Origin of the sequence: Mycolicibacterium brisbanense, assembly GCF_001570425.1 — a bacterium.
GTDB lineage: Bacteria > Actinomycetota > Actinomycetes > Mycobacteriales > Mycobacteriaceae > Mycobacterium > Mycobacterium brisbanense.
This window is the reverse complement of sequence record NZ_BCSX01000056.1, coordinates 275,401-287,103: the sequence shown is the minus strand read 5'-3', so window position 1 is coordinate 287,103 and position 11,703 is coordinate 275,401. Positions and strand designations below refer to the sequence as shown.

Sequence of the window (11,703 nt, the reverse complement as noted above, 5' to 3'; positions counted from 1 at the left end):
GCATCAAAATCCCCTTCACCGGATCCGCCAGCGACATCAACGCCGGCACCGGCATCAGCCTGCAGGGCAAGGTCTACCTCAAGCCCGGCACCGTCACCATCGTCCCCATCGACAAAAAGTCGTTCAAGGGCAAGGGAACCCGCGTGACCATCACCGGGGTGCGCATCAAGTTCGACCAGTGCGCCGGTCAGTCATTCATCCGCACCTACTCCACACTGACCAGCTCCACCGACAACACCGACGACGTCGTCACCTACCTCGGCGTGACCAAGGCCGTCTAACCCACGCCCCGCACACCACACCGACATGACCACCGCCGTCGATCCCTCGGACACGCAACCCACGAGAGGCACAAGTCCCCGCATGTTCAATCGTCTCGCCACCCTGGCAGCAGTCTGCATGTTGGCCCCGGTCGCCGTGGCACCCCTGGCCTCCGCCGACCCGCCACCACCGCCCCCACCGCCGGCCGATCCCGCCGCCGACGGCCCCCCACCCGACAACGGCCTGGTCGCCTCCGCCGAACCCGGCGTCGTGACCACCCCCGACGGCTGGAAACTCACCGTCGCGGCCACCAACGAAAGCCAGCTGCCCATTGCGCCGCTGACCACCGCCGCGTCCTCGCGGGAATACCTCGTCGCGGGCACCTTCACCGGCACCGTCACCGGCAGCGGTTCGACCACCCTCACCGGCGGCACCCTCGACACCGGCTACCAAATCGGCTGCGGCATCGAACTCGGCCAAGTCCGTTTGATCGGGTCGATCGGTCTGAGCACCTCCGGGTCCACCCTGGCCGGCATCATCCCCACCGGTGTGAGCATGCCGCTGTCGGGCACCCTGGAAATCCACCCCAAGCCCGGTACCGTCACCAACGTCTCGGTGGACAAGAAGTCGTTCAAGGCAGCACCGGTGCGCGTCACGCTCAAGGATGTGCACATCAAGGTCGACGGCTGCGTCGGACAATCCTTCCTACGCTCCTACGCCACCCTCACCAGCTCCACCACCGACACCGACGACGTCGTCGCCTACTACGGCGTCACCAAGGCCGTCTGACGATCTGAGTGAAAGCGAAACACGAAGGCATGAGCGAGAACTCAGAAGGCACATCCGCAGTCAGGAACGCGGTGGCCACCCTCGCCGCAGCCGGGCTGTTCGCGGTCGGCGCGGCGGTTGCCTGCTCGGCAACCGCCGCCGCCGATCCGGCACCGCCACCGGATGTTCCGGGTCCTCCCGCGGTGGCCGCCCCGGCCCCCGCGCCTGAACCGCCGCCCCCGCCCGGACCGGAGGTACCCGTCGCGGGCGCACCGCTCGGGCCGAACGGGCTGTCGGTGCTGGCCCAGAACGGCGATGAGTCGGCTCCGGGCAAACTGGGTGTTCCCAACGGAATCGACATGAGCCCGGGCGCCCTGCTCGGGCAGTACCCGGTTCCGTCGGCACCGGGTGCGGGTCCGCCCACCAACGCACCGAACCTCCGCGCGTTCAACAACGGGAACTTCTTCCCGCAGAACGAGAAACCGTCGGCACCCGGTCAGGGGACCGTCGTCGGCGTCGCTCCGGGTCAGGAGAACGCCGACATCTCGGGGCTCGACTGGCTGCGGCAGATCCACACGCTGTACCGCAACGGCAATCTGCATGGCGGGATGCTCGGCCAGGTGCCCAAAGAGCAACTCGGCGAACCTCTTCCGGGGACCGCGCCCCCGCCTGGCACCAACATTCCGCAGGGCCTCGGTGAGAACCTGCCGGATCCAGCCGGGCCACCGCCGGCTCCGGGCGCACCGGTGATCCCGCCGCCGCCCGGCGCACCGCCCGCACCGTGAGACATTCGGGCAGCGTTCGGTGATATCCGGACGCTGCCCGAACGTTTATGCTGGATAGGGCATACGCAGTCCAGCTCTCGGGAGGCCGCGATGTCGGTTCGACCGAAACGCGCTCTGTTCGCGATCACCGCTGCCGCCGTTGGCATATCGCTCGGTTACGCTGCCGGCGCTGCTGCCGACCCTCGCGCAGGCGCCCAGTCAGCCGCCGACACCATCGGTGATCTCACCGCCCAGGGCTACAACGTGCAGATCAACTGGGTCAGCGGCGTCAGCAATGAGCCACTCGCACGCTGCAAGGTCACCGCGGTGCACAACCCCGACCGCTCCCCTGGCGCCGTGCCCGCCAATACCACTGTGTACGTGGATGTTTCGTGCCCCAACGAACCCGACGACTCAGGCGTCTGGGGCGGTATCGGCATCGGGTTCGGCTGAGCTGACTCCTCAGAACGCAGCGCCATTGGGCGCCGTCGTGCTCTGGTACGGATTCGACATCGTGGTCGTCGCGGGAGCCGTGGTCGTCGCAGGCGCCTCCTCGACCGGCGGTGGAGCCTCCACCGGCGGGGGTGGCGGGGTATCGGAGGTGGTCACGACGCCGGACGGGCGCGAGTACGACGTGGTGGTCGATGTGGTGCGTGACGTCGTCGCCGATGTTGTGGCGGTGCTCGATCCCGGCGAGTCGACAGGTGGGGGCGGCTCGCTGGAGTGCTGTGAGGTCATGACAACCGCCACGATCAACGCCACTATCGCGACAATTCCCCCGAGACCGGCCAGCGCAACCGCGGCGGGGCGCTCGTGCCACGGCGTGGTTTCGGCCGTTTCGCCGTGCTGATTCGTGTCCAACACGGGTCAGGAGATCCCATCCACGACGCGGACGCCGTTGTCGGCCAACATGCTTTCATTATCGGGTAGAGACCTCAGGCACGGACCAGCCGGGGTGCACAAGCGCTACGCTCACGCCATGGCCGAATCCGTCCTGCTCGACGTCTCCGACCGCATCGCGCTCATCACGGTCAACGATCCCGAGCGCCGCAATGCGGTCACCTTCGAAATGTCAGCGGCCCTCAGGGCCGCCGTCGACACTGCCGAAGCCGACCAGGGCGTGCACGCCGTGATCGTCACCGGAGCCGGCAAAGCCTTCTGCGCCGGTGCGGATCTCACAGCGCTGGGCGCCGCCACCGAGGACGGTTTACGCAAGATCTACGACGGTTTCCTGGCCATCGCGCACTGCACGTTGCCGACCATCGCGGCGGTGAACGGTGCCGCCGTCGGGGCGGGCCTGAACCTCGCGCTGGCCGCGGATGTCCGGATCGCCGGACCCGGGGCACTGTTCGATCCCCGCTTCCAGAAGCTCGGCATCCATCCCGGCGGGGGCGCCACGTGGATGCTGCAACGGGCGGTCGGGCCCCAGGTCGCCCGGGCGGCTCTGCTGTTCGGAATGCGGTTCGACGCCGACGCAGCGCTGCGGCACGGCCTGGCGCTGAGCATTGCCGTCGATCCGGTGGGGGCGGCCCGGGAGCTCGCGGCCGGCCCCGCGAGCGCTCCGCGCGACGTCGTCATCGCCACCAAGGCATCGATGCGGGCCACCGCCAATCCAGGGGTCATCGACATCGACCAGCATCGGATGGCCGTCGACACCGAGTTGGGGCCGCAGGCCGCCTCCATCGAATCGCCTGAATTCGCCAGTCGGCTCGCAGCGGCGAAGCGCAAGTAGCGCGGTCTACAGGTCGAGCAACGCCAACTCCGGCGCCTCGATCAGGTTCTTCAGCTCGACCAGAAACGCGGCGGCCTGTGCCCCGTCGGCGATCCGGTGGTCGAAGGCACAGGTCAAGGTCATGATCGGGCGCGCCGTCACGGCTCCGTCGACGACCACCGGTCGCGGCTTGAGCGACCCCATACCGAGAATCGCCGCCTCCGGATAGTTGATCACCGGAACTCCGTCGTCGAGCCCGAGCGCACCGTAGTTCGACACCGTGAACGTCGATCCCGTCAGTTGCTGCGGCGTCAGCGATCCGGCCCGCGCACCGTCGACGAGCCGCGAAACCGTTTGGGCCAGTTCGCGTGTGGTGAGGCGCTGGGCATTGGCGACGACGGGCACCAATAGACCCCGAGGGGCGGCGACACCGAACCCGAGGTGAACGGCGGGATGCTGATGGATGCGGGGACGCTCGTCGGTGACCACCCAGGTCGAGTTCAGGATCGGATGCCGCCGCAGAGCGATCACCAACATCCGCAGGGTGAGGACGAACGGGGTGACGGGTAGTCCGTTGTCCGCGGCGAGGATCCGGTCCCGGAGTGCAAGCAGCGCAGTGCAATCCACCTCGACGCTCGCGTGTGCATCGGGTATCTCACGGTGTGCCAACATCATTCGTCGCGCCATCTCGGCCTGGACGCCGCGCACGTCGAGCCGTTCGGCACCGTCGGCCGCGGCGAGCACATCGTCGCGGGTGATGATGCCTTCGGGGCCGGATCCCGGTGCCAGCGTGGTGAGGTCGACGTGCAATTCAGCGGCCAACTTGCGCACCGGCGGTTTCGCCCGTGGCCGCCCGGATTCTGGGGTGGGCGTGCGGCGTCGGCTGGCATCCATCGAATCGTCGGCCCCGTAGCCGACCAAAACGGCCTTACGTGCCGTGCCGGTGCCGTTCGTGGGTGTGCGGGCCGGGGCCGATTCGCTGGTTTCTATCCTTGCCAACAACGCCCCGACGGCCAACGTGTCGCCTGCCGCCCCGCCGAGTTCGAGAACCTGCCCCGCATACGGGCTGGGAATCTCGACCTCGGCCTTGTTGGTCTCGACCGTGCACAGCGTCTGGTTCAACGCGACGGTGTCGCCGACGGCCACGTTCCAGCCTGTGATGGTGGCGTCCTGAAGTCCCTCACCGAGGTCGGGAACCAGGAACTCCCGGTTCACGGCTGACCCATCGCACGCTCGACGCAGTCGAGTAGCCGGTCCACGCCGGGCAACCACAGCTTCTCCAGCCGGGCCGGCGGATACGGCGTGTCAAAACCGGTGGCGCGCAACACCGGAGCCTCGAGGTCGTAGAACAGTTCCTCCGAGATACGCGCGGCCAGCTCTGACCCGAAGCCGAGAGTGCGCGGGCCCTCGTGCATCACCACGGCTCGGCCTGTTCGGCGCACCGAGTCGGCGATCGTGTCGAAGTCCAGTGGGTTGAGCGTGCGCAGATCGAGGATCTCCAGGCTCCAGCCCCGTTCGGCGGCCAGGTCCGCCGCGCTCAGTGCGGTGGCGACCAACCCGCCATAGGTGATCACCGTGACGTCGGATCCGGTGCGCCGCACCGCCGCCCGCCCGAGCGGCAGCCCAGGGGTGGCCGTGTCGACGGCTTCACGTGCCCAGTAGCGGCGCTTGGGTTCCAGGTAGATCACCGGGTCCGGGCAGGAGATGGAGTGTCGCAACAGCCAGTACGCGTCCGACGGCGTCGAGGGCACCACCACCTTGAGACCGGCGGTGTGCAGCCAGTAGCTCTCGGTGGATTCGGAGTGGTGCTCGACCGCGCCGATGCCACCGAACGACGGGATGCGGATGGTCACTGCCAGATTGACGTCGCCGTGGGTGCGCATGCGGTATTTGGCCAGGTGGCTGACGATCTGGTCGAAGGCCGGGTAGCTGAACCCGTCGAACTGGATCTCCGGCACCGGGATGAACCCGCGGATCGCCATTCCGATCGCGAGCCCGACGATGGCCGACTCGGCCAGTGGTGTGTCGAAACACCGGTCCGCACCGAATGTTTCGGTCAACCCCTCGGTTACCCGGAACACTCCGCCCAGCGTGGCGACATCCTCGCCGAACACCAGCACGTGATCGTCGGCCGCCATCGCGTCGTGCAACGCGCGGTTGATCGCTTGCACCATCGTGAGTTCGGTGGTGGCGGGAACCGGTCTGAGGATCGGCCCCCACGGCTCCTGCGAATCACCTTGCGCGGCAGGCCGGTCGATGATCTGAGTCATTTTTGCTCACGCCTCCTTCGCCAGCTCGGCCAGCAGTTCGTCGCGTTGCCGCGCGAGCTCCGGCGTGATCTCGGCATAGACGGTGTCGAACAACTCGGCGGGGTCGTGATCGGCTCCACCGACGATGGCGTCGCGCAGTTCGGCGCACAAGCGGTGTGACCGCGCGGCAACCCGTTCCTGCAAGCGCTCGGTGAACAGGCCCACGGATTCCAGATAAGTGCGATAGCGGGCAATCGGGTCGCGGGTCAGCCAGTCCTGCACCTCTGCGGCGGACCGGTACCGGGTCGGGTCGTCGGATGTGGTGTGCGGACCCATCCGGTAGGTCACGGCTTCGATCAGCGTGGGCCCGCCCCCATGGCGCGCCCGTTCGGCAGCCTCGGCCATCACGGCGTAACAGGCCAGTACGTCGTTGCCGTCGACGCGGATACCGGGCATGCCGTAGCCGACGGCCCGGTGCGCGATGGACGGTCCCGCCATCTGGTGGGCGACCGGGACCGAGATGGCCCATTGATTGTTCTGGATGAAGAACACGCACGGCGCGTTGAACACCGACGCCATGTTGAACGCCTCGTGCGCATCGCCCTCGCTGGTGGCGCCGTCACCCATGAAGGCGACCGTCACCGAGTCCTCGCCGAGCCGCTCGGCGGCCATCGCCGCACCGACCGCGTGCAGCCCGTGGGTGCCGATCGCGATGGCGACCGGGGCAACGCAGTGACTGGTGAATTCGAGGCCACCGTGCCAGGCACCCCGCCACACCGCACCGATCTGCCCCGGGGTGATGCCGCGCAGCAGGAAGGCGCCGATCTCCCGGTACTGCGGGAACAGCCAGTCGGTTTTGCGCAGGCACGCCGCGGCACCGATCTGCGCAGCCTCCTGGCCCCGGCACGACGCGTACAGCGCGAGTTCGCCCTGGCGTTGCAGGTTGATGAACTCGGTGTCCAGGTCGCGGGTCACGACCATGGACTCGTAGAGCCAGCTCAATGTTTCGGGCGGCAGATCGCGGCTGTAGCGCGTCTCGGATGTCGGTGATCCGTCGGCCTCGACCAGCCGCACCGGATCTTCTTCGACGCTCTGCGGCGTCGCATATGGCTCAGCCATACCGCCTCCTGTTCGGTGACGGCATGTTCCGCCGTCGGTCCGCGAGGTGCTCAGCGCGGCGGCGGTACAAACAAAACCCCTGGTGAGAGGCCGCCGGCTAGTCGCCTGGGTGTGGCGCTAGCTGGACGATCGCTCGGACGTCGCAGCGCTGGGGCATCACCGCCATTATGCGCCCGAATCGGATGCGCCCGCGGTCAACGCTGGTAACGGATTGGAGGCGTGTCGGCTACGGCATGCGTGTAGTCGGTACACAATGTCCGTTCCGGACCCCGTGACGAGCGTGCAGCTTGACGACGTGACGAAGGGGAAATGCCACAGCAAGCTGCACACTCGCCACAGTGTGTGGATCAGGACATCACAGCGGAGCCAGGGCGACGATGCGCTCCGCGCGCCGCAGCACAGGGGCGTCGACCATGAGACCGTCGTGCTGGAAGACACCGCGTTCGGTGGCCACGCGGTCGAGGACGGCCCGCGCCCACTCGATCTGCTCATCGGTCGGGGTATAGCCGGCCCGGATCACCGCGACCTGCGACGGATGGATCGCCACCTTGGCGTCGAACCCGACCGCCACCGCGTCGTCGACCTCTGCTCGCAGTCCATCGAGATCTTTGATGTCGAGGTACACCGAGTCGAGTGCCATCTTCCCGTAGGCCTTGGCTGCCAGCAGCGTCTGCGAGCGGACATGCTGCGCGACGTCGCGATATCTGCCGTCGGGCCACCGGTTGGCCGTACCGCCGGTTACCGCGAACAGATCCTCGGCACCCCACATCACCGCCAACGCGTTGTCGGCCTGCACGAGGTCGACGACGTTGAGCGCGCCCAGCGGAGTCTCGATGAGGACCACCACATCCAACGGCGCCAATGCCCGAACCTGGTCGAGGTGCTCGGATTTGGCCAGCATCACCGTGGTGTAGTCGGTCGCGGCCACGGCCTCGAGGTCGAGCTGGTGGTCGGCGGTGGTGGCCGGATTGACCCGGACCACGGTGCGGGCCGGGTCCAGCCGCGTGTCGATCAGTGCCTGGCGCGCCGCGGGGCGGTCCTTGGCCGCGACTCCGTCCTCGAGATCGAGGATCACGACGTCGGCTGCCGCTGCGGCCTTTTCGAATCGCTCGGGCCGGTCGGCCGGGCAGAACAACCAGCCGGGCCCGTTGTTCGTGAGGGCCATTACTGCTCGCCTTCCGGACGCATCCGCACCATCGTCTTACGTGACGCGGTCGCGACGATGTCGCCGTGCTGGTTACGTCCGGTGTGGGCGAACGTCACGATGCCCTCACCCGGACGGCTCTTGGATGCGCGCTTCTCGGTGATCTCGGTTTCGGCGTACAGCGTGTCACCGTGGAAAAGCGGTTTGGGAAAGGCGATTTCGGAGAAACCCAGGTTGCCGACGATGGTGCCCTGGGTGAGCTGAGCGACCGAGAGACCGACCAGCGTCGACAACGTCAGCATCGAGTTGACCAGCCGTGCATTGAACGGCGGAAGCGCGTCGGAAAACGCCGCATCGAGGTGCAGCGCCTGGGTATTCATGGTCAGCGTGGTGAACAGGACATTGTCGGCCTCGGTGAGGGTGCGGCCCGGCCGGTGCAGGTAACGCACCCCGATCTCGAACTCCTCGAACCACAGGCCGCGCTGCTCGATTACTTTCCTGTCACTCACAGACCGGCCTCCCGAGCGATCAGCATCAGCTGCACTTCGGTTGTGCCCTCACCGATTTCGAGGATCTTGCTGTCGCGGTAGTGCCGGGCTACCGGGTATTCGTTCATGAACCCGTAGCCGCCGAACACCTGCGTGGCATCGCGGGCGTTGTCCATCGCGGCCTCGCTGGCGACCAGCTTGGCCACCGCCGCGGCCTTCTTGAAGGGCTTGCCCGCCAGCATCAACGCGGCGGCGTCGTAGTAGGCGGCCCGGGCAGTGTGGGCGCGGGCTTCCATGCGCGCGATCTTGAAGGCGATGGCCTGGTAGGTGCCGATGGCCGCGCCGAAGGCCTGACGTTCCTTGGCGTACTTGACGCATTCGTCGACGCACCCCTGTGCGACACCGACCGACAGCGCGGCGATCGCGATGCGGCCCTCGTCGAGGATGCGCAGGAAGTTGGCGTAGCCACGCCCGCGCTCACCGAGCAGGTTCTCGGCAGGCACGCGGACGTCGTCGAAACTCAGCGGATGCGTGTCCGAGGCGTTCCAGCCGACCTTGTTGTACGCCGGCTCGGCCGTGAAGCCCTTGGTCGGAACCGGCACCAGGATCGACGAGATCTCTTTTTTGCCACCGGCTTTCTCACCCGTGACCGCGGTGACGGTCACAAGTTTGGTGATGTCGGTGCCCGAGTTGGTGATGAATTGCTTGGAGCCGTTGATCACCCAGCTGTCGCCGTCGAGCTTCGCGGTGGTCTTGGTGGCGCCTGCGTCGCTGCCGCCGCCCGCCTCGGTCAGGCCGAACGCGCCCAGCGCCTTGCCGCTGGCCAGCAGCGGCAGCCACTCCTGCTTCTGCGCGTCGTTGCCGAAGCGGTACACGGGCATCGCGCCCAGCGACACCCCGGCCTCGAGCGTGATCGCCACGCTCTGGTCGACCTTGCCGAGTTCCTCGAGCGCGAGGCACAGCGCGAAGTAGTCCCCGCCCATGCCGCCGTACTCCTCGGGGAACGGCAGGCCGAACAGGCCCATCTCGGCCATGCCGTCGATCACCTCGTACGGGAACGAATGCTCCTCGTCGTGCTTGGCGCTCACCGGTGCGACCACGCTCTGGGCGAAGTCGCGGACCGTCTTGGCCAGCTGCTCGTAGTGGTCGGGCAGCGTTCCGGTGGAAAGAAATTCGCTCATGATTGGGTCTCCTGTGTTGCAGCGGTGATTCGGGCCAGCGGCTGACCCACTTTGACCTGGTCGCCGACGGCGACGAGTAGTTCGACGGTGCCGTCGACCGGCGCGGTCAATGCGTGTTCCATCTTCATCGCCTCGACGGTGACCACCATGGCGCCCGCCGCGACCGCGTCGCTGTGGTTCACGCCAACGGCGACAACAGAACCCGGCATCGGGCTGGTCAACTCGGCATCCCCGCTGTGCTCGTCATCGGGGCGCACCGGCGCTTCGCGGACCTCCGCGACGGTCCAGACGCGCCCGCCGCCGGCCAGCCACAGCCGGCCGTCGGTCGCGGCGACGAGGTACTCGGTGCGCAGGCCGTCCAATGTGACCGCCAGCAGCCCGTCGTCGAAAGAGGCACTGACGGTGTGGTTTCCGCCGTTCTCGACGGCCGCCGAGGCTCGGTCGGGGGTTCCGGTGAGATAGACGTGATCGGTGCGGCCGGTGGCCTGCAGCCGGAACGCTGCCGGTGCCCGCCCGCCGACACGCCAGCCGGACGGCAGCTGCCAGAGGCTGTCACCCGCCTCCGACCAGTGCCGCAGCCACAGATACGACGCGGCCGCGATCATCTGTTCGTCCCCGACGGCGGTCGGGGTGAAATCGGGTGCGCGACGGTCCAGCAGACCGGTGTCGAGACGGCCTGCGGCAACATCGGGATCGGCCAGTAGGAAGCGCAGGAATTCGGTGTTGGTGGTGACGCCGAGGACCGCGGTGTCGGCGAGCGCCCGGTCCAGGGTGTGCAGCGCGGCGGCGCGATCGTCGCCGTATGCGATGACCTTGGCGAGCATCGGGTCGTAGTCGCTGCCGACCACGGTTCCGGCCGCCAGACCCGAGTCGACACGGATACCGGCTCCGGTGGGTTCGCTCAGTCCGAGCACCGGTCCGCCGGTCGGAAGGAAGCCGTTGGCAGGATCCTCGGCGTAGACCCGGGCCTCGACGGCATGCCCGGTCATCACGATGTCGTCCTGGCTCAATGAAAGCTTGTCGCCTGCGGCGATGCGAATCTGCTGCTCCACCAAGTCGATACCGGTGACCATCTCGGTGACCGGGTGTTCGACCTGCAACCGCGTGTTCATCTCCATGAAGAAGAACTCGTCGGGTTTGTCGGCGGAGACGATGAACTCGACGGTGCCCGCACCGGTGTAGTCGACGCTGCGCGCGGTATCGCATGCGGCAGCGCCGATCCGGGCCCGGGTGGCGGGATCCAGCAGCGGCGACGGCGCCTCTTCGATGACCTTCTGGTGGCGGCGCTGCAGGCTGCATTCCCGCTCACCGAGGTGGATCACGTTGCCGTGGCCATCGGCGAGAACCTGGACCTCGATGTGCCGGGGCCGCAACACGAACCGTTCGAGGAACAAGGTGTCGTCGCCGAACGCGGCAGCCGCCTCGCGTCGCGCGGACGCCAGCGCACCCGGTAGTTCGGCCGCCTCGTGCACCACGCGCATGCCCTTGCCGCCGCCACCGGCGGACGGCTTCACCAGCACCGGGAAGCCGACCTCGGGGGCACCGCTGATCAGATCGTCGTCGGTGAGGCCGGGGCTTTCGTCTTTGGTCCTCCTCGCGTGCGGGACGATACCAGGCACGACAGGCACTCCGAACGCGGACACGGCCGCTTTGGCCGCGATCTTGTCGCCCATGGTGGCGATCGCGGTGGCGGGCGGGCCGATGAACACGATCCCTGCGTCCTGCAGTGCTGCGGCGAATTCGGCGTTCTCGGAAAGGAATCCGTAACCCGGGTGCACGGCCTGCGCTCCGGTGCGACGGGCGGCGTCGACGACCGCGGCGATATTGAGGTAACTCTGCCGTGCCGCCGCCGGGCCGATGCACACCGCGACATCGGCTTCGAGGACATGCCGGGCACCGGCGTCGGCCTCGCTGAACACGGCGACCGAACGGATTCCCATCTCGCGCAGGGTGCGAATCACCCGCACCGCGATTTCGCCGCGGTTGGCGACCAGCACTGTGTCGAAAGTCGTCATCTC

Annotated in this window: 13 protein-coding genes; 6 read left to right on the top strand and 7 right to left on the bottom strand. The window is 67.7% G+C overall.

All coding sequences use genetic code 11. The features are described 5' to 3' along the window. The 6 genes from RMCB_RS34210 to RMCB_RS34185 all read left to right on the top strand — a co-directional run. Positions 1 to 281: MspA family porin (locus RMCB_RS34210; RefSeq protein ID WP_234792345.1), on the top strand; the 281-nt coding region annotated here is incomplete at its 5' end. Positions 282 to 363: 82 nt separating this feature from the next. Then, a complete protein-coding gene (locus RMCB_RS34205; protein ID WP_062832300.1) occupies positions 364 to 1,050 on the top strand; it encodes an MspA family porin in 687 nt (228 codons plus the stop codon). Positions 1,051 to 1,079: 29 nt separating this feature from the next. Beyond that, positions 1,080 to 1,814, top strand: coding sequence for a hypothetical protein (locus tag RMCB_RS34200; protein WP_062832278.1), 735 nt, complete (start codon positions 1,080 to 1,082; stop codon positions 1,812 to 1,814). A 90-nt stretch (positions 1,815 to 1,904) separates the two neighbouring features. After that, a complete protein-coding gene (locus tag RMCB_RS34195; protein ID WP_062832277.1) occupies positions 1,905 to 2,246 on the top strand; it encodes a hypothetical protein in 342 nt (113 codons plus the stop codon). Between the two features lie 25 nt (positions 2,247 to 2,271). Continuing rightward, a complete protein-coding gene (locus RMCB_RS34190; protein ID WP_062832276.1) occupies positions 2,272 to 2,643 on the top strand; it encodes a hypothetical protein in 372 nt (123 codons plus the stop codon). Between the two features lie 129 nt (positions 2,644 to 2,772). Then, positions 2,773 to 3,525, top strand: a complete 753-nt coding sequence (locus RMCB_RS34185; RefSeq protein ID WP_062832299.1) for an enoyl-CoA hydratase — start codon at positions 2,773 to 2,775, stop codon at positions 3,523 to 3,525. A gap of 6 nt (positions 3,526 to 3,531) precedes the next feature. On the opposite strand, the gene RMCB_RS34180 is transcribed toward RMCB_RS34185, so the two are convergent. The 7 genes from RMCB_RS34180 to RMCB_RS34150 all read right to left on the bottom strand — a co-directional run bounded on the left by RMCB_RS34180 (position 3,532) and on the right by RMCB_RS34150 (position 11,700). Then, the gene (locus tag RMCB_RS34180; RefSeq protein WP_062832275.1) at positions 3,532 to 4,719 is read right to left on the bottom strand and encodes a dihydrolipoamide acetyltransferase family protein; all 1,188 of its coding nucleotides are present in this window, start codon (positions 4,717 to 4,719) and stop codon (positions 3,532 to 3,534) included. After that, positions 4,716 to 5,774, bottom strand: a complete 1,059-nt coding sequence (locus RMCB_RS34175) for an alpha-ketoacid dehydrogenase subunit beta (protein ID WP_062832274.1) — start codon at positions 5,772 to 5,774, stop codon at positions 4,716 to 4,718. Before RMCB_RS34175 ends, RMCB_RS34180 begins: the two co-directional genes overlap by 4 nt. A 6-nt stretch (positions 5,775 to 5,780) precedes the next feature. After that, the gene (gene pdhA / locus RMCB_RS34170; RefSeq protein ID WP_062832273.1) at positions 5,781 to 6,872 is read right to left on the bottom strand and encodes a pyruvate dehydrogenase (acetyl-transferring) E1 component subunit alpha; all 1,092 of its coding nucleotides are present in this window, start codon (positions 6,870 to 6,872) and stop codon (positions 5,781 to 5,783) included. A gap of 355 nt (positions 6,873 to 7,227) precedes the next feature. Beyond that, on the bottom strand, positions 7,228 to 8,037 hold the full coding sequence (locus tag RMCB_RS34165; protein ID WP_062832272.1) for an HpcH/HpaI aldolase/citrate lyase family protein: 810 nt from the start codon (positions 8,035 to 8,037) through the stop codon (positions 7,228 to 7,230). Further along, the gene (locus RMCB_RS34160; protein ID WP_029372006.1) at positions 8,037 to 8,525 is read right to left on the bottom strand and encodes a MaoC family dehydratase; all 489 of its coding nucleotides are present in this window, start codon (positions 8,523 to 8,525) and stop codon (positions 8,037 to 8,039) included. Before RMCB_RS34160 ends, RMCB_RS34165 begins: the two co-directional genes overlap by 1 nt. After that, positions 8,522 to 9,685 carry an acyl-CoA dehydrogenase family protein gene (locus RMCB_RS34155; protein WP_062832271.1) on the bottom strand — a complete coding sequence of 388 codons (1,164 nt, stop codon included), beginning with the start codon at positions 9,683 to 9,685 and terminating at the stop codon, positions 8,522 to 8,524. The genes RMCB_RS34160 and RMCB_RS34155 overlap by 4 nt, the downstream gene beginning before the upstream one ends. Further along, entirely contained in the window at positions 9,682 to 11,700 is a 2,019-nt protein-coding gene (locus RMCB_RS34150) for an acetyl-CoA carboxylase biotin carboxylase subunit (protein WP_062832270.1), read from the bottom strand. The genes RMCB_RS34155 and RMCB_RS34150 overlap by 4 nt, the downstream gene beginning before the upstream one ends. Positions 11,701 to 11,703: the final 3 nt, after the last annotated feature.